The sequence below is a fragment of the Micromonospora inyonensis genome (assembly GCF_900091415.1).
GTDB lineage: Bacteria > Actinomycetota > Actinomycetes > Mycobacteriales > Micromonosporaceae > Micromonospora > Micromonospora inyonensis.
Genome location: NZ_FMHU01000002.1, coordinates 90,567 through 113,466 on the forward strand (window position 1 = coordinate 90,567; position 22,900 = coordinate 113,466).

General features: G+C 73.2%; 25 protein-coding genes and 1 pseudogene. 13 read left to right on the forward strand and 13 right to left on the reverse strand.

What is annotated here, in order from left to right; genetic code table 11:
• Positions 1–29: 29 nt before the first annotated feature.
• Positions 30–623 (forward strand): type III secretion system chaperone family protein, encoded by a 594-nt coding sequence (locus GA0074694_RS15475; RefSeq protein ID WP_091459345.1) that lies wholly within the window; start codon positions 30–32, stop codon positions 621–623.
• 116 nt (positions 624–739) lie between these two features.
• Here GA0074694_RS15475 and GA0074694_RS15480 read toward each other — a convergent pair whose 3' ends face one another.
• The 3 genes from GA0074694_RS15480 to GA0074694_RS15490 all read right to left on the reverse strand — a co-directional run bounded on the left by GA0074694_RS15480 (position 740) and on the right by GA0074694_RS15490 (position 4,010).
• Positions 740–1,165, reverse strand: coding sequence for a globin (locus tag GA0074694_RS15480; protein ID WP_091459347.1), 426 nt, complete (start codon positions 1,163–1,165; stop codon positions 740–742).
• Positions 1,166–1,345: 180 nt separating this feature from the next.
• Positions 1,346–2,770, reverse strand: coding sequence for an MFS transporter (locus tag GA0074694_RS15485; protein ID WP_245714761.1), 1,425 nt, complete (start codon positions 2,768–2,770; stop codon positions 1,346–1,348).
• A gap of 256 nt (positions 2,771–3,026) precedes the next feature.
• Positions 3,027–4,010 carry a mechanosensitive ion channel family protein gene (locus GA0074694_RS15490; protein ID WP_483819081.1) on the reverse strand — a complete coding sequence of 328 codons (984 nt, stop codon included), beginning with the start codon at positions 4,008–4,010 and terminating at the stop codon, positions 3,027–3,029.
• Positions 4,011–4,349: 339 nt separating this feature from the next.
• Here GA0074694_RS15490 and GA0074694_RS15495 point away from each other — a divergent pair, with 339 nt between their 5' ends.
• Positions 4,350–4,907, forward strand: coding sequence for an HNH endonuclease (locus GA0074694_RS15495; protein WP_091459351.1), 558 nt, complete (start codon positions 4,350–4,352; stop codon positions 4,905–4,907).
• Positions 4,908–4,940: 33 nt separating this feature from the next.
• Here GA0074694_RS15495 and GA0074694_RS15500 read toward each other — a convergent pair whose 3' ends face one another.
• The 3 genes from GA0074694_RS15500 to GA0074694_RS15510 all read right to left on the reverse strand — a co-directional run bounded on the left by GA0074694_RS15500 (position 4,941) and on the right by GA0074694_RS15510 (position 7,248).
• Positions 4,941–5,780 carry a class F sortase gene (locus tag GA0074694_RS15500; protein WP_245714988.1) on the reverse strand — a complete coding sequence of 280 codons (840 nt, stop codon included), beginning with the start codon at positions 5,778–5,780 and terminating at the stop codon, positions 4,941–4,943.
• Positions 5,781–6,029: 249 nt separating this feature from the next.
• Positions 6,030–6,566, reverse strand: a complete 537-nt coding sequence (locus GA0074694_RS15505) for a hypothetical protein (protein ID WP_091463283.1) — start codon at positions 6,564–6,566, stop codon at positions 6,030–6,032.
• Between the two features lie 202 nt (positions 6,567–6,768).
• Positions 6,769–7,248, reverse strand: a complete 480-nt coding sequence (locus GA0074694_RS15510; protein WP_091459355.1) for an Lrp/AsnC family transcriptional regulator — start codon at positions 7,246–7,248, stop codon at positions 6,769–6,771.
• 144 nt (positions 7,249–7,392) lie between these two features.
• Here GA0074694_RS15510 and GA0074694_RS15515 point away from each other — a divergent pair, with 144 nt between their 5' ends.
• The 4 genes from GA0074694_RS15515 to GA0074694_RS15530 all read left to right on the forward strand — a co-directional run bounded on the left by GA0074694_RS15515 (position 7,393) and on the right by GA0074694_RS15530 (position 10,620).
• On the forward strand, positions 7,393–8,295 hold the full coding sequence (locus tag GA0074694_RS15515; RefSeq protein WP_091459357.1) for a tryptophan 2,3-dioxygenase: 903 nt from the start codon (positions 7,393–7,395) through the stop codon (positions 8,293–8,295).
• Positions 8,296–8,399: 104 nt separating this feature from the next.
• Positions 8,400–9,866 (forward strand): amidase, encoded by a 1,467-nt coding sequence (locus tag GA0074694_RS15520; RefSeq protein ID WP_091459359.1) that lies wholly within the window; start codon positions 8,400–8,402, stop codon positions 9,864–9,866.
• Between the two features lie 54 nt (positions 9,867–9,920).
• Entirely contained in the window at positions 9,921–10,226 is a 306-nt protein-coding gene (ctaJ, locus tag GA0074694_RS15525; protein ID WP_483819080.1) for an aa3-type cytochrome oxidase subunit CtaJ, read from the forward strand.
• Complete coding sequence (locus tag GA0074694_RS15530) at positions 10,213–10,620, forward strand: DUF5130 family protein (protein ID WP_091459363.1); 408 nt, start codon at positions 10,213–10,215, stop codon at positions 10,618–10,620. The genes ctaJ and GA0074694_RS15530 overlap by 14 nt, the downstream gene beginning before the upstream one ends.
• Positions 10,621–10,692: 72 nt before the next feature.
• On the opposite strand, the gene GA0074694_RS15535 is transcribed toward GA0074694_RS15530, so the two are convergent.
• Positions 10,693–11,253 (reverse strand): Uma2 family endonuclease, encoded by a 561-nt coding sequence (locus GA0074694_RS15535; RefSeq protein WP_091463284.1) that lies wholly within the window; start codon positions 11,251–11,253, stop codon positions 10,693–10,695.
• Positions 11,254–11,330: 77 nt separating this feature from the next.
• Positions 11,331–13,880, reverse strand: coding sequence for an aminopeptidase N (pepN, locus tag GA0074694_RS15540; RefSeq protein WP_091459366.1), 2,550 nt, complete (start codon positions 13,878–13,880; stop codon positions 11,331–11,333).
• Positions 13,881–14,119: 239 nt separating this feature from the next.
• Here pepN and GA0074694_RS15545 point away from each other — a divergent pair, with 239 nt between their 5' ends.
• From GA0074694_RS15545 to GA0074694_RS15560, 4 genes are all read left to right on the forward strand, one after another.
• On the forward strand, positions 14,120–14,740 hold the full coding sequence (locus tag GA0074694_RS15545) for a DsbA family protein (RefSeq protein WP_091463285.1): 621 nt from the start codon (positions 14,120–14,122) through the stop codon (positions 14,738–14,740).
• Between the two features lie 171 nt (positions 14,741–14,911).
• Positions 14,912–15,142, forward strand: coding sequence for a nucleoside/nucleotide kinase family protein (locus tag GA0074694_RS15550; protein WP_091459368.1), 231 nt, complete (start codon positions 14,912–14,914; stop codon positions 15,140–15,142).
• A 46-nt stretch (positions 15,143–15,188) separates the two neighbouring features.
• The gene (locus tag GA0074694_RS15555; RefSeq protein ID WP_091459370.1) at positions 15,189–16,391 is read left to right on the forward strand and encodes a DUF1015 family protein; all 1,203 of its coding nucleotides are present in this window, start codon (positions 15,189–15,191) and stop codon (positions 16,389–16,391) included.
• 90 nt (positions 16,392–16,481) lie between these two features.
• On the forward strand, positions 16,482–16,949 hold the full coding sequence (locus GA0074694_RS15560) for a ribose-5-phosphate isomerase (RefSeq protein WP_091459373.1): 468 nt from the start codon (positions 16,482–16,484) through the stop codon (positions 16,947–16,949).
• A gap of 139 nt (positions 16,950–17,088) precedes the next feature.
• Here GA0074694_RS15560 and GA0074694_RS15565 read toward each other — a convergent pair whose 3' ends face one another.
• Positions 17,089–17,415: a hypothetical protein gene (locus GA0074694_RS15565; RefSeq protein WP_091459375.1), complete on the reverse strand. Its 327-nt coding sequence runs from the start codon at positions 17,413–17,415 to the stop codon at positions 17,089–17,091.
• 111 nt (positions 17,416–17,526) lie between these two features.
• Here GA0074694_RS15565 and GA0074694_RS15570 point away from each other — a divergent pair, with 111 nt between their 5' ends.
• Positions 17,527–18,066 carry a hypothetical protein gene (locus tag GA0074694_RS15570; RefSeq protein WP_091459377.1) on the forward strand — a complete coding sequence of 180 codons (540 nt, stop codon included), beginning with the start codon at positions 17,527–17,529 and terminating at the stop codon, positions 18,064–18,066.
• Between the two features lie 212 nt (positions 18,067–18,278).
• On the opposite strand, the gene GA0074694_RS31690 is transcribed toward GA0074694_RS15570, so the two are convergent.
• The 3 genes from GA0074694_RS31690 to GA0074694_RS32255 are packed head-to-tail and all read right to left on the reverse strand — an operon-like array spanning position 18,279 to position 20,624.
• Complete coding sequence (locus tag GA0074694_RS31690; RefSeq protein ID WP_091459380.1) at positions 18,279–18,545, reverse strand: hypothetical protein; 267 nt, start codon at positions 18,543–18,545, stop codon at positions 18,279–18,281.
• A 49-nt stretch (positions 18,546–18,594) separates the two neighbouring features.
• Positions 18,595–19,872 (reverse strand): hypothetical protein, encoded by a 1,278-nt coding sequence (locus GA0074694_RS32250; protein ID WP_218105708.1) that lies wholly within the window; start codon positions 19,870–19,872, stop codon positions 18,595–18,597.
• On the reverse strand, positions 19,851–20,624 hold the full coding sequence (locus GA0074694_RS32255) for a hypothetical protein (protein ID WP_218105709.1): 774 nt from the start codon (positions 20,622–20,624) through the stop codon (positions 19,851–19,853). The genes GA0074694_RS32250 and GA0074694_RS32255 overlap by 22 nt, the downstream gene beginning before the upstream one ends.
• A 241-nt stretch (positions 20,625–20,865) precedes the next feature.
• On the opposite strand from GA0074694_RS32255, the gene GA0074694_RS15585 reads away from it, so the two are divergent.
• Positions 20,866–21,663 (forward strand): S1 family peptidase, encoded by a 798-nt coding sequence (locus GA0074694_RS15585; protein WP_091459383.1) that lies wholly within the window; start codon positions 20,866–20,868, stop codon positions 21,661–21,663.
• 251 nt (positions 21,664–21,914) lie between these two features.
• Positions 21,915–22,376: a sulfotransferase-like domain-containing protein gene (locus GA0074694_RS34220; protein WP_425413657.1), complete on the forward strand. Its 462-nt coding sequence runs from the start codon at positions 21,915–21,917 to the stop codon at positions 22,374–22,376.
• On the opposite strand, the pseudogene GA0074694_RS15590 reads toward GA0074694_RS34220, so the two are convergent.
• A pseudogene (locus GA0074694_RS15590) lies at positions 22,262–22,816 on the reverse strand (NAD(P)/FAD-dependent oxidoreductase); the annotation flags it as partial. The gene GA0074694_RS34220 and the pseudogene GA0074694_RS15590 sit on opposite strands and share 115 nt — an antisense overlap.
• Between the last annotated feature and the right edge of the window lie 84 nt (positions 22,817–22,900).

A 22,900-nucleotide genomic window follows, 5' to 3' on the forward strand; every position in this document is an offset into this window, starting at 1 on the left:
GATCCGCTGGGGAGTGAGGTGCGCGAGTGATGCCGTGGTGGTCATGGCGCCCCGGCCACGCCAGTGGTGGCGAGCCGGACAATCGGAGTGGGATCACAGTGGAGGGCAACGTCCGGGTCGGACCACCGGCACCACGCGAGCCGGGAGACGACTGTCTCTCCGCCGCCGCCGCTGACCGGACGGTGCGTACGGAGATGTCGGCCGCCGTCGCCCCGGTGAACCTCGGCCGGGTCTGCGACGCGCTCGACCTGTTGGACGTCCGCTACCTTGCGGACGGCGACGGCAACCTGCTGGCCATGTGGGAACGACACGCGGTGCTGGTCACGCTGGAGGGGCCGGAGGACGAGATCCTCGTCATGCGGGCCCGTCCACACGCGACCGTTCCACCGGACTGGGCCGACCGGGCGTACCGGGTGGTCAACGAGTGGAACCACACGCGTCGGTTCTGCAAGGCGTACATCGGTGACCCGACCGAGCGCGGGCAACTGCCGATCTACGCCGAACTCCAGGTGCCGCTCGGCGCGGGGACCCACGACGCGCTCCTGGTCGAGCTGCTCGACTGTGGCGCGGCGGTCGCGACGAACTTCGTCGACTGGTTGCACGACGAGGGCGCCCTGCTCTGAGGAGATGACGTCGCGGCGATGCCGGCCGGTACCCCCGGCCGGCCGCCGTCACCTCCGGCGGCCGGGGTGTGCCGTGACGCCCGTAGGTCGGGCGGTCCCCGCCCGGTGGGTTCGGGTCAGCGTACGGCCGGGTCGTCCATCATGTTGACCATGAAGTACGCCGCCCGCTCCAGGTAGTCCCAGAGCGTCGTGGCCGCGTCCGGCGACAGGTCCAGGGAGTCGACCGCCTGTCGCATGTGCCGCAACCAGGCGTCCCGCTCGGCGGGGCCGATCCGGAACGGCGCGTGCCGCATCCGCAGCCGGGGGTGCCCGCGCTGGGCGGAGTAGGTGTTCGGCCCGCCCCAGTACTGCATCAGGAACAGCGTCAGCCGGTCGGCGGCCGGGCCGAGGTCCTCCTCGGGGTACATCGGGCGCAGCAGCGGGTCGGCGGCGACACCGGCGTAGAACTCGTCGACCAGCCGGCGGAATGTCGGCTCACCCCCGACCGCCTCGAAGAAGGTCGTCGTCGGCTGGGTCCGGTCGGAGTCACCTGCGGCAGTCACCGTTCCATCCTGCCAGGTGCCTCCGCACCCGGCCGGTGCGCCCGCCCGCGCTGCGGTGCGGGCTCGGTCACAGCGTGGCGCGGTGGCCACCGCACGGCGTGTCGGCGGTGACCGGCCCGTCCCGGGGTGGGAGTCGCCACCGGCACACCCGGCACGGCCACCAACAATTGGGCCGTCGCATCACAGCGTGGCGGTGCCGCCCGCCGCCGCGCGCCGCCCCGGCATCGGGCCCTCGTCACGTGCCCCCTCGGCGACCGGCGCGGCAGCGCGCCCGGCCGTCCCGGCGGGGGTGCCACCGCCTACCGGTGCTGCGGAGCCGGGGTGCGGACCTGGCGCCTTGGCTGCGGCGATGGCGGCGTCGAAGGCGGTGGTGCTCGGCCAGCGGGCCACCACCACCAGCATCAGGAGCACGCCGGCCGCGCTCCAGAGCCCGACCACGCGGGGAATGGAGAACCGCTCGGCGAGCAAACCCGTGACGATCACGGCGGAGCCCTGGATCACCTGCATGCCGGTCGCCATGACGCCGAACGCCCGGGCGCGGTAGCCGTCGGGCAGGGCCCGGACGAAGAGCCCGTTGGCGACCGGCAGCAGCCCGGCCACCGAGAAGCCGCAGACCGCGACGAGCAGCGCCACCACGCCCGGCGGTGGGTCGAGCAGAGCCGGCACCAGGACCAGGGGCGCCAGCACGGCGAACGGCCGGATCAGGGCCACCCGGCGGGCGGGCCGGACGGCGCGTCCGATGATCAGACCGCCGAGGATGAAGCCGACCGGCGCGGCGGCCATGATCACCGCCTGGGTGGCGGCGGCGTCCACGCCTCCGTCCGACCGCTCACCCGCCCAGGCGCCGGCCAGCCCCTCGGGGACGATGGAGAAGAGCATCGAGCTGAACACCAGCACGGCGATCGACCGCAGCACCGGGGTGCCGAAGACGATCCGGAACCCGTCCCCGGTCTCGCGCAGCAGGGACGCACGGGGATCGCCGGTGGTGACCCGGGGATGGTCGCGGACACCGAGCCGCACGATCAACGCGGACGCGCCGAAGCTGGCCGCGTTGACCAGCAGCGCGACCGTGGGGCTGGCGGTGGCGATGGCGGCGCCGACGAGGTAGCCGGTCACCTGGGCCGCCTGCCCGACGCTGCTGTTGACCGAGAGGCCGACCACCAGCTTGTCGCCGGTGAGGATCACCGGCATGAGCGCCGAGCGCGCGGCCTGGCTCGGCGGGTTGGCCAGGGTGGTCGCGAAGAGGAGACCGAGAATCGCCCAGACCGGCAGGTGCGGCACGGCGACCAACGCGACCAGCGCCATCCGGAACAGGTCGGAGTTGACCATCACGGACCGGTACCGGCACCGGTCGGCCACCGTGGACAGCAGCGGGCCGCCGACGAGCCACGGGAGGTAGCTCACCGCGAACGCCGCCGCCGACAGGGCCACCGAGTCGGTCTCCCGGTAGACCAGGACGGTCACCGCGGCCTTCGCGATGTAGTCGCCGATCCAGGAGAGGGTGGTGGCCGTCAGGACCGCCCGGTACTCGCGCTGGGCGAACACTTCACCGAAGGTGGCCGGACCTTCGTGGAGGGGTCGCTCGTCGGACACCGTGGCCTCCATCGTCCCCGACGACGCCACTCGTGGTGGTCGGGCCGGGAATCGTCGTCAGATCTACGGAGCAGCGAGGACGTGATCACGCTCCGGAGGAGCTCGTTCCCGGATTCTGCCCGATCGTCTGAAGGCTGGCTAGGGTGAACGGATTGATCGTCGCATCTCCGACTGAACGAACGGACGATACCCGAGGGGCCGGGCGGATCGCGACCCCTCGGTGGTCGGCCACCTCGACCATGGCTGATCGACCGGGACGAGGCGCCGGTCAGACCGAGGCGGCCGGCCCGGCCGCGGGGATGCCGGGGTAGAAGCGGGCTGCGGCGATCTTTGCGGTGATGCCCGAGTTCTCCAGGGCCTCGGCCAGCCGGCGGCGCAACTCCCGACCGACCGCGAACTGCCCGTCCGCGCTCGTCTTGACCACCGTACGGAGCACCGCGCCGTCGATGGTCACCTGCTCCACGCCGAGCACCTCGGGTGGCTCCACGATCTGCGGGGCCAGGTCCGGGTCGAGCGCCACCGACGCCGCGGCGGTCCGCAGCACCGCGGTGGCCTCCTCCGTGCTGGCGAACCCGATCGGCAGGTCGACCACGACCAGTGCCCACCCCTGGCTCTTGTTGCCGACCCGGACGATCTCGCCGTTGCGGATGTACCAGAGCACCCCCCGGGCGTCGCGGACAGTGGTGACCCGCAGGCCCACCGACTCGACCACCCCGGTCGCCTCGCCCACGTCCACCGTGTCGCCCACGCCGTACTGGTCCTCCAGCAGCATGAACAGCCCGGCGATCAGATCCTTGACCAGGCTCTGCGCGCCGAAGCCCAGCGCCACGCCCGCGATGCCGGCGCTGGCCAGCAGGGGCGCGAGATCGAAGCTGAACTCCTTGAGGATCATCAGCAGGGCGATGCCGAACACGAAGGCGGTGACCATGCTGCTCAGCACCGACCCGATGGCCTCGGCCCGCTGCCGACGCCGCTCGGGTACGAACTCCCCGGGCTCGGTGGCGGCGGTGGGGATCCGCTCCCGCAGCGGCTTGAGCAGGGTCGGCACCGCCGCGTCCGTCGTGCTCCGGACCAGCCGCCTGATCGCCCGGTGCAGCAGGAACCGGGCGGCGACGGCCAGCAGGAGGATCATCACGATCCGCAGCGGCTTGAGCAGGATCCAGTAGCTGCCCTCGGCGAACCAGGTGGAGCCGGTCAGGTCGTAGACGTTCTTGCAGAGCGCGTCGGAGAGGCAGTCGGGGCTGAGCTCCAGCGTCGGGGTCTCCGTGGCCGGTGGCGTCGGCGGGGCAGCAGTCACGTCTGTCTTCGTACCGCACGCTCCGCCGGGGGCGCAGGCCACCCCGCCTGCCGGCGGCTCCGGCCGGGCTTCGGGGGCGCACCGTTGATCAACCGGTGCGAAACCGGTCATCCTTGCACAGTCGAAAAAAGCTTCACCAGGGACCCCCGATTAGTGCGTGCAATCCGGGTTCCGATCAGGGACGATTGGCGCACGGAACGTCGGTGATCCCTCCGGCGTCGACCGTGGCTGGCCTCGTGTCCTCCGCGGTCGGCCGCGAGGACGCGACGCGGCTGGACCGGGAGGGTGAGCACGATGCCTGACATACGACCCGCAATGGGCTCCGGCGCGTTGGTCCTCAACGCCACCTACGAGCCGTTGTGTGTCGTGTCGGTGCGTCGGGCCGCGATCCTGGTGCTCACGGCCAAGGCCGTCTGCGTCGCCGACGGGGACGGTGTCCTGCACAGCGCCTTCGACGCGTTGCCGGTCCCCTCGGTGGTCCGGCTGACCCGCTTCGTCCGGGTGCCGTACCGCACCCACGTCGGGCTCTCCCGGCGGGCGATCTTCGCTCGGGACGGGTGGCGGTGCGCGTACTGCCGGGGCCCCGCTGAGACCATCGACCACGTCTTCCCCCGCAGCCGGGGTGGCCGGCACGTCTGGGAGAACGTGGTCGCTGCCTGTGCCCGCTGCAACCACACCAAGGGGGACAAGACCCCGGCGGAGATGGGATGGCGGCTGCACGCCATGCCCACGGCCCCCAAGGGCACGGCGTGGCGGGTGCTCGGCCACCGGGCGCCCGACCCCCGCTGGGCGGACTGGCTCGACCTGCGGGAGAGCGAGCTGGCGACGGCGCCGGTCGCCGAGGCGGCCTGACCGGCTCCACCGTCGGGCGGGGCCGGTGGGAGGTCAGGGCTGGCGCGCCCGGACCAGGGACGCGAAGACGACGACGTTGTCGGCGTACCCGGTCGCCCCGCCCACCCAGCGGCCGCCACAGGTGATCAGCCGCAGGCTCGGGCGGCTGAAGTCGCCGAAGACCTCGTCCACCGGCAGCCGTTCCTTGTCGAACCGCTCGACCGCGTCCACCTCGAAGACCGCCACCGACCGGTCCGCCCGGTCGACTTCGATCCGGTCGCCGGACCGCAGCCGCTTCAGGTCGTGGAAGACCGCCGGACCGGTCGAGGTGTCCACGTGGCCGACGACCACCGCCGGGCCGTACTGCCCCGGAGTCGGGCCCTGGTCGTACCAGGCGGCCTCGTGGGCACGCTTCTCGTCTGGTACGCCGATCGTGCCGTCGGCGGCGAGCCCGACGTGGTGGACGGGCGCGTCCAGGTCCAGCGCCCGGATTTCGATCTCCACCGGCGGGCTGGCCGGTAGAACCGGGAACTTCCGGGGCGGCGGGCGCAGCCCGGCGCCGAGCCGGTCCGGCAGCAGGCTGGTTCCGGTGACCTGCTCGACCCCGAGCATCGCCACGATCAGCACCATCAGCGTGGCGACCACCAGCACCGGCGCTCCCGGACCCGAGCCCACCGCCCGACGACCCACCCGGCCCCGGACGCCCGTCCGTCGCGGACCGACCGGGCGCCCCGGTGCCCGCGGACCGACGGGGGCCCCGGGTGCCCGCGGATCGACCGGGTGGCCCGGTGGCCGCCGGGTGGCCGGGTCGACGACCAGTACCGCCGCGCGGCTCGCCTCGGCCGCCACCCCACGGAACCGGCGCAGCCCGCGCCCGAGGCCACGGCCGAGCACGAGGCCGGCGTGGCCGAGGGCGATGGCACCGTGCCACAGCAGGACGCCGTCGAGTCGCAGACCGCGCCCGACGAGGACGAGCGCCCACCACAGCGCGCGGACCAGCCCGGCCGCGCCGTGCCCGAGCGGGGCGGACAGCCACCCCGGGAGCACGCGGCGGCGTGCGACGGGGTGGGCGGGATCCCGCCGCCGGGTCCGGCGGTCCCGGCGCGGGTCGCGCTGGCGTGAGCCGGCCATGGCGTACCCCGGTCAGGAACTCCCGGGCCGGCGGCGGCTGCCGAACAACCCCAGCCCGGCCACGACGGCGGCGGTCACCAGGCCACCGACCAGCAGCAGTGAGCCCGATCCCCGGCCGCCGGCGGTTCCCCCGCCACCGGTTGCCGGCCCCTTGCTGGGCTGGGTCATGTTCAGCACGGTCAGCACGGTGCTCGCCCGGTTGCCGTTCGGGCAACGCAGCTCCACCGGGTAGTCACCCGGAGCGGTGCTGGCCGGGACGGTCACCGCGCCGGTGAGGAAGCCCGAGTCGGCGCGGTCGCCGTTGCGGTCGGGGCCGGTGCCGCTCCGTCCGTCGCCGCCCGACCGGTCGTCGTGCGGGCGGAGCACCACCCGACCGAAGGCGTCCGACGTGACCTCCGCCTGCCGGTCGTTGTTGCGGTCGCAGCCGGCCCGGATGTCCACCCGGCTGCCGGCCTGGATCGTGCTCGGCCGCACCTCGACGAAGACGTTCTCCCCCGCGAGGGCGGGGGCCGCAGCGGCCAGGACGATGATCCCGACCAGTGTGATCATGACCAGCGCCGTCGACACGGCGCGGCCGGGTCCGTGACCCCGCATGATCCTCCCCTTCCCGGCACCGGCGGTGCGCTGGGCGACCCGCCCTGCATTCCCGCTGCCCCGGAGGCAAACCCGGGCCCGGCGTCGCCGGCCACGCGGCGCCGCCGCTCCTGCCCGCCGGCCGTCGGTCGGTGTCGCGCGACCCGCCCGGCGCGGATCAGCGGCGGCGGCCGGGCGGTTCCGGGCGGTCGGCCGGCTCCGACCCGAGCGGGGTGACCGGCTGCCAGCCCAGCGGGGTGGAGAGGACCATGGTGCTGGACGGCTGGCCGTACGGGGCGAGGCGATCGATCACCGCCTCGAACTCGTCGATCGACCCGGCGGCGACCTTGAGCATGCTGCACGCGTCTCCGGTGATCCGGTGGATCTCCAGGATCTCCGGCCAGTCGGCCACCGCCGGGTCGTGCAGGATGCACCGGGGGCCGTAGCAGGACATCCTGATCAGGGCGAGGACGCTCCGACCGGCCCGGGCGAGGTCCACGTGGGCGTGGTAACCGGTGATCACCCCCGACTCCTCCAGCCGGCGTACCCGTTCGGCCACCGCCGGCGGGGAGAGGTGGACCCGGCGGGACAGCTCACTGAACGACAGGCGCGCGTCGGCCTGCAACTCCCGCACCAGCGCCCAATCCATGTCGTCCACGCTCGACCTTCCTTTCCTGAAGTCAGGTAACCATTTCACCTTCGCGCCGAGAGGTGAGGACGGGCAAGGACCATCGTTCCGGCATTCCATCCGGCGTCGCGACCGCGAGATCATGAGGTCATCGGCTCACGGAGGGAGACACAGGTGGACACGACGGACCTGCGGGCGCCCACCCTGACCGCGACGGTTCGCCCGGTGACGCCGCGGCAGCGCGCGGTACGGGCGGCCCGCAACGGGGGCGGCCCGACGCTGGAGTTCGCCGAGCGGGTGCCGTACGACGCGTACGTGCACGCCAGCACGCTGCACACGCTGCAACAGCCGCTCAGCGGTGACCCAGGTGAGATGTCCTTCCTGATGGTCAGCCAGATCATGGAGCTGTACTTCGGGTTGACCTGCCACGAGCTGCGGGAGGCCCAGCGGCTGCTCCGCGCCGACCGGATCTTCGACGCGCTGGCCCCGCTGCGTCGTACCGCCCTGCACCTGGAGGGCCTCAACGCGGCCTGGCAGAGCCTGCGCTGGATGACGCCGGCCGACTTCAACCGGTTCCGCGACCTGCTCGGCGAGGGCTCCGGATTCCAGTCGGCGAAGTACCGGGAGCTGGAGTTCCTGCTCGGGCTCCGCGACCCGGCGCTGATCCGTCCGTTCCGGCGGCAGACCGAGGTGTACGCGCAGCTGCGCGCCGTCCTCGACGCGCCGAGCGTGTGGGACGACGTGATCGCCCTGCTCGCCCGACACGGCTTCGACCTCCTGACCGACCTGCTCGACCGGGACGTGGCCGTCGAACACGAGTCGCACCCGCTGGTCGAGTCGGCCTGGGTGCACGTCTACGGCGACGCCGGCCCCGACAACCACCTCCGGATGCTCGGGGAGGCGCTCACCACGGTCAGCGAGGAGTTCGGCGACTGGCGGTACCAGCACCTCAAGGCGGTGCAGCGGGCGATGGGCGCCAAGGTGGGCAGCGGCGGCTCGGCCGGGCTGTCCTGGCTGCGCCGCAGCATGGAACGGGTGGTCTTCCCGGAACTCTGGTCGGCCCGCACCGCCATGTGAGCGCCCCGGCCTCACCCGCGTCCAAGCCGGACGTCCGACCACCGGCCAGGCGGCGGGCGCGTGCCGCGGTCGACGTGGGCCGGCGGGCGGGGGAGGATGGCGGCATGGCCGAGCCACACGACCTGGACGCGTTGGGGCAGGCCGCGGCCGTCGCCCGGGGTGAGCTCTCCAGCGTCGAGCTGGTCGCGCACCACCTCGCCCGGGTGGACGCGCTGGGCGACACCGTCGGGGCGTTCGTCACCGTCACTCCCGAACAGGCCCGCCGGGCGGCCCGTGCCGCCGACGCGGTGCCGGCCGCCGAGCGGGGGCCGTTGCACGGGGTGCCGACGGCGGTGAAGGATCTGACCCTCACCGCCGGGGTGCGAACCACGTTCGGCTCGGCCGCCTTCGCCGACCACGTCCCGACCGTCGACGCCGACGTGGTGCGACACCTGCGGGACGCGGGGCTGGTCAGCCTCGGCAAGACCACCACCTCGGAACTGGGCTGCTCGCTCTACTCCGAGGGCCTGGTCGCGCCGCCGGCCCGCAACCCGTGGGACCTGGCGTACACGGCGGGCGGGTCGAGCGGCGGCGCGGCGGCGGCGGTCGCGGCCGGCCTGGTGCCGGTCGCCCAGGGTTCCGACGGGGGCGGCTCGGTGCGCATCCCGGCCGCCCTGTGCGGGCTGGTCGGCCTCAAGCCGAGCCGAGGGTTGGTCTCCGGTGGCCCGCTCGGCTCCGGCGCGTTCGGCCTGCCCACCAACGGCCCGATCGGCCGGACCGTGGCCGACGTCGCCGCGCTGCTGGACGTCCTGGCCGTCCCGGTGCCGGGGGAGCCCTACCTGCCACCCCCGCCGCCACCCGGCGGTCACCTGGCGGCGGCACGTCGGGCCACGCCCGGCCGGCTGCGGGTGGGACGGTTCACCCGCCCGATGCTCGTCGACGAGCCGATCCACCCGGACTGTGTGGCCGCCGTCGACCGGGCCGCCGCGCTGCTCGCCGGGGCCGGGCACGAGGTGGTCGAGGTGGAGCCGCCGCTCGGTCCGGAGTCGTGGCCACTGTTCGAGACCGTGTGGTACGTCCTGGCGCTCGCCCCGGTGCCGCCGGAGCGGGAGTCCGACCTGCTGCCGCTGACCCGGTTCCTCCGCGAGCGGGGCGTGCGGGTGAGCGCCGCCGCCCTGACCGGCACCCTGGCCGAACTCCAGGCCCTGGTCCGCCTCGGTGCCCGCCGGACCGCCGGGGTCGACCTGCTGCTCTGCCCGACCCTGGCCGCCCCGCAGGCCCCGGTCGGCTGGTTTCACTCCGGCGTCGACCCGGCGGAGGACTTCGACCGGCAGCGGCGGTTCTCGCCGTTCTGCGCGGTTTTCAACCTGACCGGCCAGCCATCCGTCTCGCTGCCGGTCGGCCGGACCGCCGGGGGTCTCCCGGTGGGCGTCCTGCTGACCGGTCGGTACGGCGACGACGCCCGGCTGTTGGCCACTGCCGCCGAGGTCGAACAGGCCGACGGCGGGTGGGATCATCGCCACCCCGCGATATGGCGGGCGGTCGGCTCCGCTAACGTGAACAGCAACGGGGTCGGAGGGGCGACACCATGACGCCCGATCCGGCCCGGTGGATCCGGTCTCTCTTTCCGCCTGGGGGCGTTGGGATTGTCTGTTACCGAGACGTTGGTGGTCTTCGTCGGCATCCCGGCGGCGGCGACGCTGGTGATCGCCGGGTTGGCCCTCGCCAGTGGCGGTCGTGGCGGCCGTGGTGGTGCCAAGCGCTACCGGCCGGGCCGACCCTTCGACTTCACGCCGGTCTGGTTCCTCGCCCGGCCGGAGCAGCTGGCCGACTCGGCCGGCACGGCGCTGGCCGCGGGCGCGCAGGCCCCGGCGTTGAGCAGCCGTAAGCAGGAGCAGGCCGGCATCGAGGCGCCGGCCGGGGCAACCGGAGGCGCAAGTGACCGTTGGTGAGAAGCAGATCGAGGCGGGCACCCCGCCCGAGGTGCTGGACGGCCCCTTCAGCACCCGGCAGCTGCTCCGCATCGACGAGGCGCTGCGCCTGGCCGACCAGGGCACCGGGCTGGTCTTCTCGGTCTTCGTCGGCGCTCTCGACGAGCCGGCCCGCGAGCACGCCGAGCGGCTGCACCGGCAGCTCGCCGAGCCGGAGCGTTCGGTCCTGATCGCCGTGTCGCCCAACCAGCGTCGGCTGGAGATCGTCACCGGCAAGCAGGCCCGCAAGCGCATCCCGGACACGTACGCCAAGCTCGCCGCGCTCTCCATGGTCGCGGCCTTCGGCGGCGGTGACCTGGCCGGCGGGATCATCAACGGGCTCGACCAGCTCGCCACCCACGCCGGCAAGGGCTGATCCACCTTCGACACGACGACACCCGGTCCGCCGCTCGGCGGGCCGGGTGTCGGTGTCTGCGGGTGTGCTGACTCAGCGGGGCCAGGCGGCCGGGGTGAGGGTCATCGGCCACGGCTCGGTCACCGTCACCGGGTCGTCCGGCCCGACCGTGCCGACCAGCCGGTAGTGGTCTCCCTTGGCCAGTTCGTACCGGTGGACCACTGGGCCGAAGTCGCCCCGTTCCACCCGCCAGTAGGCGGGGATGCCGGCCTCGGCGTAGAGAGCGGGCTTGGTGAACCGGTCGTGCCGCCGGCTGCTCGGCGACTCCACCTCGACGACGAGCGCGACATCGGCCGGCTCGGCCCACATGCCGTCCGCAGGCACGCCGGGTCGGAGCACCGTCACGTCCGGGATCAGGTTGCCGCCGGGGACGCGTACCCCGATCTCCCGGATCACCCGCCACCCGTCCGGCGCGGCCTGTCGCAACGCCATCCGGATGTCGTCCGCCAGCTCGTGGTGCGCGTATCCGGCCGGTGGGGTCACGTGCAGGCTCCCGTCGACGATCTCGTAGCGGTTTCCGTCCTCCGGCAGGTCGCGCAGGTCCTCCTCGCGCCAGGCCCGCGCGGGCGGTCGCCACTCGGTCGGCTGTGCCATCACGTCCACCTCCGTCGGTAACCGTAACGGGCCGGGGCGGGCACGGGTTACCCCGCGCCCGCCCCGGTCGGTGTCCGTCAGGCGCTCCGGGCGTCCCTCGCCCGGGCCTTCAGGGCCCGGACCACGCCGTCGCGCCCCTCGGCCACCAGGCGGCGCAGCGGCGCCGGGTGACCCTCGCCGGCCAGCCAGGCGTCGGTCGCGGCCACCGTGTCCTCCGAGACCAGGTACGCCGGGTACGCCAGCTGGGTGAACTCCTGTGCCGGCTCGCTGTCCCGGTTGGCCCAGACCTGCGCCACGGTGGCGAAGTACCGCTCCCGGTAGACCTCGGTCAGCTCCACCTGGGCCGGGTGCGCGAAGCCCTGCAACAGCGCCCGGTTGCGCCAGTTCGGCAGTGCCTCCGTGCCGGTGAGCTGGGCCCAGACCACGGCCTTGTTCTCCGGCGTTGGCACCAGCGCGTGCGCGTACGCCGCTTCGCGCTCGCCGCTGGCGGTCTTGTCCCGCTCCAGTTCGGCCTCGATCTCGGCGGCACCGGCGCGGTCGTTGGCGACCAGCGCCTGGAGCAGCGTCCAGCGCAGCTCGGTGTCGACGGTGAGCCCGGTCGGCACGTTCGACCCGTCCAGCCAGCCGCGCAGGGTGGCCAGGTCCTCGGCGGAACGGGCCGCCGAGGCGAACGACCGCGCCCAGGCGAGCTGGAAGCCGCTGCCCGGCTCGGCGGCCTGCATCGCCGCCTTCGCGGTACGCGCCAGCTCGGCCCAGCCGGTGGGGGCCCAGGCCGGGTCGGCGTAGAAGGTCAGCGTGCTGACCGCCTGGCGCAGCGTCGCGGTGACCAGGGTGATGTCCGCCTCGGCGGGCAGCCCGGCGAGCACCAGTGCCACGTAGTCGCGGGCGGCGAGTTCCGCGTCCCGGACCATGTCCCACGCGGCGGTCCAGCACAGGGCCCGGGCCAGCGACGACTCGAATCCGGCGATGTGCTGCACCACGGTGGACATGGACCGCTCGTCGAGGCGCAGCTTGGTGTAGCTGAGGTCGTCGTCGTTGAGCAGCAGCACGTCGGCGGCGGGCTTGCCGTGCAGCGCGGTCAGCTCGGTGCGCTCGCCGGTCACGTCGACCTCGATCCGCTCCCGGCGCACCAGCCGGCCGTCGGTCAGGTCGTAGAGGCCCACCCCGATCCGGTGCGTACGCAGCGTCGGGTGCTCGGCCGGGGCGTCCTGGCGTACCACCACCCGCTCGTAGTTGCCGGCAGCGTCGATGCCCACCTCGGGGCGGAGCGTGTTGACCTGGGCGGTCTCCAGCCACTGCGCGGCGAACTTGCGCAGTTCGCGCCCGGAGGCCGCCTCCAGCTCGGAGAGCAGGTCGTCGAAGGTGGCGTTGCCCCAGGCGTGCTTGCCGAAGTAGCTGCGCAGGCCGGCCAGGAACGGCTCCATCCCGACGTACGCGACCAGCTGCTTGAGCACGCTGGCGCCCTTGGCGTACGTGATGCCGTCGAAGTTGACCTCGACCGCCTCCAGGTCCGGCATCTCGCAGTAGACCGGGTGGGTGGAGGAGAGCTGGTCCTGCCGGTAGCCCCAGTTCTTGCGGACGGAGAGGAAGGTCGTCCAGGCGTCGGTGAACCGGGTGGCGTGGGTGTTGCACCAGTGGCTGGCCCACTCGGCGAACGACTCGTTCAGCCACAGGTCGTTCCACCAGCGCATGGTGACCAGGTCACCGAACCACATGTGCGCCATCTCGTGCAGGATCGTGTTGGCGCGCTGCTCGTACTCGTAGTCGGTGACCTGGGACCGGAAGATGTAGTGCGACTCGGCGTGCGTGACGCAGCCGAAGTTCTCCATCGCCCCGGCGTTGAAGTCGGGGACCCAGAGCTGGTCGTACTTCGGCAGCGGGTACCGCACACCGAACTGCTCGTGGAAGAAGTCGAAGCCCTGCTTGGTGATCAGGAACAGGTCGTCGGAGTCGAGGTACCGGGCCATCGACGCCCGGACGAAGAGGCCCAGGTCGATGCCGTCGTGGCTGTCCCGCACCTCGTGGTACGGCCCGGCGCAGAGCGCGGTGATGTAGGTGCTCATCCGCGCCGACTCGGCGAAGTGGACGGTCTTGCAGCCCTCGGCGGCCGGCTCCTGGCGCTCGACCGGCATGTTGGACACCACCCGCCAGTGCTCCGGGACGGTGGCGTGCCAGGTGTAGACGCTCTTCAGGTCGGGCTGGTCGAAGCAGGCGAAGACGCGCTGCGCGTCGGCCGTCTCGAACTGGCTGTAGAGGTACGTCTCACCGTCCACCGGGTCGACCGTGCGGTGCAGGCCCTGCCCGCTCGTCGAGTACGCGAAGTCGGCGTCGACCACGAGGGTGTTCTCGGCGGCCAAGCCCGGCAGCACCAGCCCTTTCTCCGCCGACCAGTCGCCGGTGTCCAGCGGCGTGCCGTTGAGCGTCGCCGACCGCACCGACTCGGCCGCCACCTCGATGAAGGTGCGCGCACCCGGCTCGCTGCACCGGAAGCGGACCTCGGTCACCGAGTTGAACGTGTGGCCGTCGGCCGGCTGGACCGCCGACGACAGGTCCAGCCTGATGTCGTACCCGGTCACGTCGAGCAGGCGGGCCCGTTCGGTCGCCTCCACCTGCGTCAGGTTGCGCACTCCCGGCACTGTTTGTCTCCATCCCACGGTCAACGGCGTCCCTGCCAGCTTGCCGGCCCGGTGGCCGGACCGACAGCGGATTCGAGTCTTCCATGCAGGCGCCCCGAAACGGCGTGCGAGGTTGTCGCCGCCGGTGGTCGAGGTCACCGTGGAATGCGGTGCCGGGCGACGGCGCGGAGGACGAAGATCGAGGAAGGTGCCGCGCCGTCGGCGCGGCCGGCTTCGCGAAGGGAATCACCGTGGCCGAACGCGTCACCGTCGACATGTGGTTCGACCCGACCTGCCCGTGGGCGTGGATCACCTCCCGCTGGCTGCTGGAGGTCGAGCAGGTCCGTCCGCTGGACGTCCGCTTCCACGTGATGAGCCTGTCGGTCCTCAACGAGGGACGGGAGCTGCCCGAGCGGTACCAGGAGCTGATGCGGGCCGCCTGGGGCCCGGTCCGGGTCTGCATCGCCGCCGAACAGCGGTACGGCACGGATGTGCTCCGGAAGCTCTACACCGCACTGGGCACCCGGATCCACCTCGGTGGGGAGCGCAGCCCGGACACCATCGCCGCGGCGCTGGCCGACGCGGGGCTGGACCCGGCGCTGGCGGCGGCGGCCACCAGCACGGACTACGACGACGCGCTGCGGGCCAGCCACCACGCCGGCATGGACCCGGTCGGCCAGGACGTCGGCACCCCGGTGATCCACGCTCCCGGCCCGGACGGCCGGCAGGTCGCCTTCTTCGGCCCGGTGATCACCCCCGCGCCGAAGGGTGAGGCGGCCGGACGGCTCTGGGACGGTGTCCTCCTGGTCGCCGGCACTCCCGGCTTCTTCGAGCTGAAGCGCTCCCGGGACGTCGAGCCCAGCTTCGAGTGACCGGGGCGGGGCCCGGCCGTCGCCTGTCGAGGGGGACGGCCGGGCCCTCGCCGGCCGCACCCGGTGTCCGTTCGCCGGCCACCTCCCGTCACCGGCCATCGGGGTGGTCGTTGCATTCGGTGTCGCTCCCGCCGGTCCGTTCCGGACCGCGCCCGACCCGGAGGAATCCCGATGGCGAACCACCGCCGCGTGTCCACCCGTGAGGCCGCCCGCCGGCCCGTCGCCGAGCCGGCCGGTGAGTCGTACTGGTCGGTGGACGCCGGTGCCTGGTCGTCGGTGCGGCCGGGCCTGCCCGCGCACCTGGTGGACCTGCTGGCCCCACCGATCGTGGTCGGGGTGGCGCGGGCTCCCGGCCGGTCGGGCCGCTTCGGCGGAGGAGTCCCGCGCTCGGGGCCGCGGTGACAGGGGGCCCTCTTTTCACCTGGTGGACCCGGTAGCGTCAACGCACATGACGGTCGTGCATCCGATCGCCCGGGCCTGGATCACCACTGGCGGCACCGGCGCGCAGAACTACGACGAGTTCGCCGACGACGCGGAGATTACCGCGATCATCGAGGCGAATCCGCACAGTGCCCTGGGCATCGAGATGCCCCACCGGGCGCCGGAGAGCTTGGGCAGGTCGTTCCTCGACGCCCTCCCCGACGCGGTGGCGCGGCTCGCCGAGGCGAAGGCCGACGGCAGCTACACCCCCGCCGAGCAGGTGGTCGTCCTCTACCGGATCAGCGCGGCCGGGGAGGAACCCGCGTACGGGATCTTCGCGATGGTCGACACCGACCAGATCTCCACGAGCCGCGACGAGCCGGGTCTGGTGATCCGGAACGAGGACGTCTTCATCGCCAAGGTGCGGGAGCGGGTCGCGCTGGCCGAGACGCTCGGGCACCTGCTGTCGCCGGTGCTGCTGCTCCAGACCGGCACGGGCGAGGAACTGCACGCCCGGCTTGCCGCCGCCACCGAGGCGGCCGGCCCGCCCGCCGCCACCGACACCGACCAGGCCGGGCGCACCCACGCGATCTGGCTGGTCGGGCCGGGCCCGGAGCAGGACGAGCTGACCGCGCTGGCCGGCGGCGGTGAACTCGTCGTCGCGGACGGCAACCACCGCAGCCTGGCCGCCCAGACCGGTGGCCTGCCGCGTTTCCTGGCCGTGGTCACCACGCCCCGGTCGGTGGCGATCCAGCCCTACAACCGGCTGGTCAGCGAGCTGACCAGCCGCCCGGAGGAGCTGCTCGACCGGCTCCGTGCGGCCGGCGCGGAGATCCGCCCGATCGACGGCCCGGTGGAGGTCCCGGCGGCCGGCGGCACCGTGCACCTCCGCCTCGCCGACCGGGGGTACGCGGTCACCCTGCCCCACGACGGGCCGGCCGGACGGTTGGAGAACCTGGACCACGCCCTGGTCGAGCGGCTGTTGCTGCGGGACGCCCTCGGGCTCGACCCGGGCGACAAGCGGATCACCTACGTCGGCGGCGACTACCCGGCGAGCTGGCTGACCGGCGAGGTGGACGCGGGCCGTGCCGAACTGGCCGTCCTGATCGCGCCGGTGACCGTGGACGACTTCGTGGCGGTCAACCTGGCCCGGGAGAAGATGCCCCGCAAGAGCACCTGGTTCACCCCGAAGGCGCGGGGCGGCCTGGTGGTGGCGGAGCTGTCCCGCTGACCCGCGACGAACCCCCCCGGGTGTGACGAACCGGATCCGCGGTGCCGCCCTCGGCGACACCGCGGAGACCGGCCTGACAGACTGCGCGGTATGCGCGTCTACCTGGGATCCGACCATGCCGGTTTCGAGCTGAAGGTGCACCTGGCCAGTCATCTGGCCACGCAGGGGTACGAGCTGGTCGACGTCGGCCCGCACGCCTTCGACCCCGACGACGACTACCCCGCGTTCTGTCTGCACACCGGCGACCGGGTGGTGCGGGACCCGGGCAGCCTCGGGGTGGTCATCGGCGGCTCGGGCAACGGCGAGCAGATCGCCGCCAACAAGATCCCCGGGGTACGGGCGGCGCTCGCCTGGAACACCGACACCGCGCAACTGGCGCGGCAGCACAACGACGCCAACGTGGTGGCCGTCGGTGCCCGGCAGCACACCCTGGACGAGGCCACGGCGATCGTCGAGGCGTTCCTCGGCACGCCCTTCTCCGGCAACGAGCGGCACGCCCGCCGGATCGCCCAGGTCTCCGCGTACGAGACCTCCGGAAAGCTGCCCGACCTGCCCTGAGGCGTGCGGTCCGGGGCGGCGGGGCCAATCGCCCGGTGGGTCGCTCCGGACCCCGCGCGGGATCGGGCGGCGGGCCGGTCGCCTCGCCGGCCGATCCGGGCCCGTCCGGGATCGGGTCTGCTCCGGCCGGCAGGGGCGGTCAGCGACCGGGGCGGGGCAGCTCGTCGCGCGGCGTCCAGTTGCGGCGGACCAGCACCAGCCCGGCCTCGGCCTCGGCCACGTCCTGCTCGGTGGGTCGGCTGGCGTCCCGCGCCCGCAGCGCCGCCGTGACGCCGACCTGCGAGGTGCCCGAGCCGACCAGGCCACGCAGGCCCCGGTCGCCGTCGCGCTCCTCCGGGCCACCACGACGGCCCGGGACCGGCGTCCCGTCGTGCGTACCGGCGGTCGTCGCCGCACTGCCCGTCTGCTCCCGGTCGTGTCCCGCCGGGTGCCGCTGGCGCCGTCGCCGTCGCTCGGTGTCCGCCATCCGCCGACGGTACCGCACCGGGGGATGCGCCCGCGTCGCCTGCGGTGCGCGCTGGCTACCCTCGGGAGGGACAGACCGATCCGCAGGGCCGGCGTCAGGGAGGAAATTGAGATGTCAGACCAGACACAGCCGTGGGCGGAGCGGACCGTGGAGGTGCCGAAGGACTCCGGCCCGGTGATTCCTCCCCAACGGGACGGCTTCCAACGAGGGGTGGCGTCGGTCGGTCGACCGAGGGCTCCGCGTACCGAAACCTTCCCCGCCATCGAGCCGGAGGAGCCGACGGGCTGGTTCTCCCCGGGGCCGTCCCGTCCGCTGAGCTGGTATTTCGCCCAGTGGCGCAACGGGGCCGAGTGGACCGCCGCCGGGGGACTCTTCGCCTTCGTCTGCTGGGGCATCTGGGCGATCTCGTCCCGGGGCGACCTGACCTCCCCGGTGGTGACCTTCCTGCTGACCCTGCTGGTCGCCGCCGGTCTCTTCGCACTTGCCCGGCTGCTCGGCCGGCTGGTCTGGGAGCGTCAGCTCGGCCGGGTGCGGCGCAGCGCGCGGGGGGCGCACGCGGTGACCGCGGTCTTCCTGGTGGGCGTCGGTATCGCCTACCTCCAACAGACCGGATGGGTGGTCTCCGCCTGGAACTGGGTCACCGGCGGCTGAGGCGTACCGACGGCGTGACGCCCGGGTGGGTCGGCATCGTGCCGCCCGCCCGGGCGTCGTCGCGGGCCCACCGCGACAGCGGTTTTCCTCCACCAGGTCGACCGGGCTTACCCGGCCGGCCACGGTTCATCCCCTCGGGCCCTGCCGTGCCGCCGCCGGCCGGGTGGGGGCCGGGGTGATCCGCAGGCCCGGTCGCGACCCGGACCGGCGCACTACCGGCGGTCGTCGTGCCCCTCGGCGTCGGCCCGGGGCGAGGCGACCCGCGCGGCGGGATCCTCGACGCCGGGCTCTCCGCCACCGGGGGCCACCGCGCCGTCGTAGTTGTATACCGTCGTGTCGTCGTCGTGCTGCTTCGTGGTCCTGACGTACCGGTGGATCAGACCGTCGATCTCCAGCTCCAGCAGGGCGGAACCGCCCGCGTCGTGGGTGCTGCCGTCCCGGGGTCCACCGACCAGCCATGCGTCCGTTTTCGTGTCCATGCCGGTTTCGTACCCGGCGGCGGCGACGCTCTAACCGCCGCCGCCGGCCCTACCCGGTGGGCGCCGTGCAGGGGGCTCCCGCACAGGTGTCCACCAGCGTTCCGGAGTCGAGGAAGTGCGCGATCATCGCCCGGACCTGCGGTGAGTTGGCGGGGTGTCCGTGCGGGTCGAGGCCCTCGCGGGGCGGGGTGTTCCCGGCCGGGGGTGCCGGCGAGCCGCTGTCGACCATGACGAGGGCGCTGCCGGCGTAGGGCATCGCCGGGACCGCCGGGATGCCCCAGAACGGTACGACGTCACGGCTGCGACCGGCCGCCAGCGCCGGGGTCCGCAGGTGTGCCCCGATGGTGCGGGCCTGCACCTCGGTGGCGATGTTGGCCACCTGGTGGTCGCCGAACGCCTCGACCATGATCACCTGCTTGGCCGGGGTGCCGGGCAGCGGGTTGCGGGTCAGGTGGTGCAGGTACCCGTTCGCCTCTCCGCGGTCCCAGAGCATCTGGGCCAGGGCCAGGCAGAGCTGTTGGTCGACCGGGTCCGGGTACGCGTTGTGGAAGACCGGGTGGAACTGGTCGAAGTCGACGCTGCGGTCCAGCAGGGTGGAGTAGTTCGCCGCCGGTACGCCGAGCGAGCAGCGGGTGAAGTCGGTGGCGACAGCGCAGAGCGCCCCGCCCAGGATCCCGCCCTGGCTGTTGCCGAGGTAGACGAGCTGGCCGCTCCCGGAGCGGGCGAGCGGCCCGGCGGCGTCCCGGAAGGCGTCCTTCGCGGTGACGCCCCGGGCGTGGATCAGGGCCCGGCCGAGGAAGAGGAAGTTCAGGAAGCCCTGCTGGGTCCGGTCCGGGATCGAGCCGAACTGGGAGAAGTCGCCGAGGGAGTAGACGACGTTCGGGATGTCCGCGGTCGCCATGCCGATCCACGGGGTGGCGCAGAGCATCGAGTTGGACTCCCGGGCGTACTGCTTGAGCTTGCGGGAGTCGATCTCGGTGGGGGAGCCGAGCAGGCCGTGGCCGTACAGGGCCGGGCGGGCCGGGGTGGCGGCGCTCGCCGAGCGGGGGATGTTGCAGTAGAACTTCGCCGCGAGGGTCAGGTCGCGTCGTTCGGGCAGCCCGTCCGGGCCGTAGTCGAGCCGGGAGCCGGGTAGGCCGAGTGCGGTGTCGAGGTAGCTGGGTACCCGTACGGTCCCCTCGACCTGCCGGCGGACGTCCGGGTCCTGCTCGGCGGTGTAGTCGGTGACCCGGTCGACGGTCACCGTCGGGGCGAGCGTGCCGAGCTGGCCGAACGCGTCGTCGCGCATGTGCCGGACGCGTTCGGTCAGGTTGCGCCCGCTGGCCACCGTGAAGTCCCAGGCGAGGTGCAGGCTGGCCGGGTCGACGCCGGCGGCGTCCAGCGCGCCGATGGCCCGCTGTGCGTACTCCCAGCGGCGGTGCAGCGCCGGGTCGGCCGGTGCGGTGGGCGTCCGCAGCGTGGTGAACAGCTCCGAGCCGGGATCGTCGCGCCGGCGGAGTCGCGGAGGCTCCGCAGGCCCACCGCGTACCGGGTGTTCTCGTCGAGGTTGCGTGCCGGCCGGATGATCAGCACCTGGCGGTCCGGGGCGTCGGCGGCGTTGGCGTCGAGTTCGGCCCAGTACGGGTGCCGTTCCCCGGTCCGGGTGTTGACCAGCACGATCGGGGCGTCCGGCGCGAGGGACCGACCGATGTCGGTGGACGGGGCGATCCCGGAGGCCACCGGGTCGAGCCCCGGTATCCGGGTGAGCAGCATCGAGCCGGGGGAGAACCCGTCGTTGCGGTTCCAGTCCGTCGGGTCGACGTTGGCGCCGAAGATGTTCTCCGGCATCGCGGAGCGTTGCAGGTTGACCCGGATCCCGGTGTCGGTGGCCGGATCGGCGACGGTGTACAGGTCGCTGGGGAACGGCAGCAGGCAGGCGGCCGGGTCGACCGGGTCGCAGCCGTCGGCCAGGCTCGCGGTGCCCCCGTCCCGGGCGGATGTCGACGGGGGTGCGGCGGAGGCCGGTACGGCGGCGGCGGGGACGGCGAGCAGCAGCGCTAGGACGGCGGAGCGGAGTACGTGCGTGCTTCGAGGACGCATGGGCCCCTCCGGGAGCGGGTGGCCGGCAGGTTACGCCCATCACACCCTCTATAAAGATAAACGTCAATACGTCACGTCTGGTCGATCATTGTGCACTCTGGGTGGTCGGGCGCGCGGGCGGTGGTATGACGAATGCGGAATAGGCGCCATGCATTGCCAATCATCGATTAAAAAACGTAAGCTTCGGCCATCGTGATCTCGGCACGCCGCGGCGTGCCACCCCCAGGTTCGGGAGGCTCCAATGGCACGTTGGCGCAGACTGCTCCACCGCACGGCCGTCGCGTTGGCGGCGGTGACCGTGGGTTCGTTCGTCGTGGCGGCACCGGCCGCCGCCCAGCCCGATGCCGACGTGACCCCGTACGTCGTCGGCGGCACCCCGGCCGCCCAGGGCGAGTTCCCGTGGATGGTCCGGCTCTCGATGGGCTGCGGCGGCTCGCTCTACAGCCGCAACCTGGTGCTGACCGCGGCGCACTGCGTGGGCCGCACCGGCGCGAACACCACCATCACCGCCACCCTCGGGGTGGTCGACCTCCAGTCGTCCAGCCGGATCACGGTCCGATCGAACTACGTCTACCGGGCGCCGGGCTACAACGGGTCCGGCGACGACTGGGCCCTGATCCGGCTCGCCACCCCGGTCACCACGCTGCCGACCCTGAAGATCGCCAACACCACCGCGTACGACAGCGGCATGTTCACCGTGGCGGGCTGGGGCGCCGCCCGTGAGGGTGGGGCGCAGCAGCGCTATCTGCTCAAGGCGAACGTGCCCTTCGTCGACGACGCCACCTGCCAGGCCAACTACGGCGGCGACATCATCCCGGCCGAGGAGATCTGCGCGGGCTACGCCAGCGGTGGGGTCGACACCTGCCAGGGCGACTCCGGTGGCCCGATGTTCCGCCGCGACGCCAACAACGCCTGGATCCAGGTCGGCATCGTGAGCTGGGGCAACGGCTGCGCCCGCGCGGGCTACCCCGGTGTCTACACCCAGGTGAGCTACTTCGCCTCGGCGATCGCCTCGGCGGCGGCCAGCCTCGGTGGCTGACCGGCGGTGACCCGCGCCGCCGACCGGTCTGACGGAGCCGACCCTCCGCAACGGGGTCGACCCTCCGCGACGGCCGGAGCGGGCGGGATCCCGTGGTGGCTCGGGAGGCTTCCCTCCACGGTGACCCGGCCGACGGAACATCCGTCGGCCGGGTCACCGGCGTGTGCCCACGGGTCCCCAGTGGGAACACCGATCTGTCGGGAATCCCATCACCGAAAGTTACACACTCCCATTCATCGATGACTGCTCTAATGTCCCTGCCCAGCGACGACGGGGGCACGGTGACGGTCGCCAGCCCCGCCGAGGTCACCGCGCACCTGGTCGAGCTGGGCCGGGACCGTCCGGTCTTCGTCAAGGACACCCTGGAGTACCGGTACGGGCACCTCTTCGAGGCCCCGGAACGGATCGCCGACGTCACGCACACCTTCCTCGTCCGCCACCCGGCCCGCACGATCAGCTCGCACCACGCGATCAAGCCCACCGTGGCCTGCCACGAGATCGGCTACGAGCACCAGTGGGAGCTGTTCGAACTGGTCCGAACCGCCGCGCGTCGGCCCCCGGTGGTGCTCTCCGCCGAGGCGCTGCTGCGCGACCCGGCCCGGGTGGTGGCCGCCTGGTGCGCGACGGTCGGCCGTCCCCGCTCCCGGCGCAGCGACCGGACCCGGGTGAGCCGGCTGACCGTGCCCCCGGCTGCGCGGATGCCCCGCAGGTAGCCCTGGTGCAACGCGTCCACGTCGATGTCCCGCGCGGCGGGCTTCACCATCGCCCGGCGCAGCCGGTCCCGCCGTACGATCGGGCAGATCCCCGGGATCTCGGCGAGGTCGATCTCCCGGGCCGGCGGGTCGACCTCGGCCCCGTCGCGCAGGTGCGCGTCGAACACGTCGTCGTCGCCGGGCGGGCAGAGGGTCAGCACGCCGCGCGGGGTGAGCAGCGGTTGCGTGGCGAATCCCGGCGGCAGGTCGGCCAGCAGTCCGCGGCTGGCCCGGGTCAGCGCGCGGACGGCCGGGCCGCCGTGGTACTCGGAGAACAGCGCGGCGGAGCGGCCGGTGGAGTGGTGGCCGGGTACCTGCTCCATCTCGACGAGCAGCACGCGACCGTACCGGGCGAGGTGGTAGCCGGCGGTGGCGCCCGCGATGCCACCGCCGATGATCATATAGTCGATCGTCACTGGATGGGACGGTAGTTGGGTGTACGGCCACGGGCAATGCCCCGACGCGGGGCAGGCGTTCGTGGCCAC

What these genes read in the sequence shown, in the direction of transcription:
- GA0074694_RS15505 (WP_091463283.1), bottom strand. Translation starts at nt 6,566, where the DNA reads ATGATCACACTGGTCGGGATCATCGTCCTGGCCGCTGCGGCCCCCGCC.
- GA0074694_RS15570 (WP_091459377.1), top strand. Translation starts at nt 17,527, where the DNA reads ATGTCAGACCAGACACAGCCGTGGGCGGAGCGGACCGTGGAGGTGCCG.
- GA0074694_RS15475 (WP_091459345.1), top strand. Translation starts at nt 30, where the DNA reads ATGCCGTGGTGGTCATGGCGCCCCGGCCACGCCAGTGGTGGCGAGCCG.
- GA0074694_RS15585 (WP_091459383.1), top strand. Translation starts at nt 20,866, where the DNA reads ATGGCACGTTGGCGCAGACTGCTCCACCGCACGGCCGTCGCGTTGGCG.
- GA0074694_RS34220 (WP_425413657.1), top strand. Translation starts at nt 21,915, where the DNA reads ATGTCCCTGCCCAGCGACGACGGGGGCACGGTGACGGTCGCCAGCCCC.
- GA0074694_RS15550 (WP_091459368.1), top strand. Translation starts at nt 14,912, where the DNA reads ATGGCGAACCACCGCCGCGTGTCCACCCGTGAGGCCGCCCGCCGGCCC.
- GA0074694_RS32255 (WP_218105709.1), bottom strand. Translation starts at nt 20,624, where the DNA reads ATGCGTCCTCGAAGCACGCACGTACTCCGCTCCGCCGTCCTAGCGCTG.
- GA0074694_RS31690 (WP_091459380.1), bottom strand. Translation starts at nt 18,545, where the DNA reads ATGGACACGAAAACGGACGCATGGCTGGTCGGTGGACCCCGGGACGGC.
- GA0074694_RS15560 (WP_091459373.1), top strand. Translation starts at nt 16,482, where the DNA reads ATGCGCGTCTACCTGGGATCCGACCATGCCGGTTTCGAGCTGAAGGTG.
- GA0074694_RS15565 (WP_091459375.1), bottom strand. Translation starts at nt 17,415, where the DNA reads ATGGCGGACACCGAGCGACGGCGACGGCGCCAGCGGCACCCGGCGGGA.
- GA0074694_RS15495 (WP_091459351.1), top strand. Translation starts at nt 4,350, where the DNA reads ATGCCTGACATACGACCCGCAATGGGCTCCGGCGCGTTGGTCCTCAAC.
- GA0074694_RS15535 (WP_091463284.1), bottom strand. Translation starts at nt 11,253, where the DNA reads ATGGCACAGCCGACCGAGTGGCGACCGCCCGCGCGGGCCTGGCGCGAG.
- GA0074694_RS15520 (WP_091459359.1), top strand. Translation starts at nt 8,400, where the DNA reads ATGGCCGAGCCACACGACCTGGACGCGTTGGGGCAGGCCGCGGCCGTC.
- GA0074694_RS15555 (WP_091459370.1), top strand. Translation starts at nt 15,189, where the DNA reads ATGACGGTCGTGCATCCGATCGCCCGGGCCTGGATCACCACTGGCGGC.
- GA0074694_RS15485 (WP_245714761.1), bottom strand. Translation starts at nt 2,770, where the DNA reads ATGGAGGCCACGGTGTCCGACGAGCGACCCCTCCACGAAGGTCCGGCC.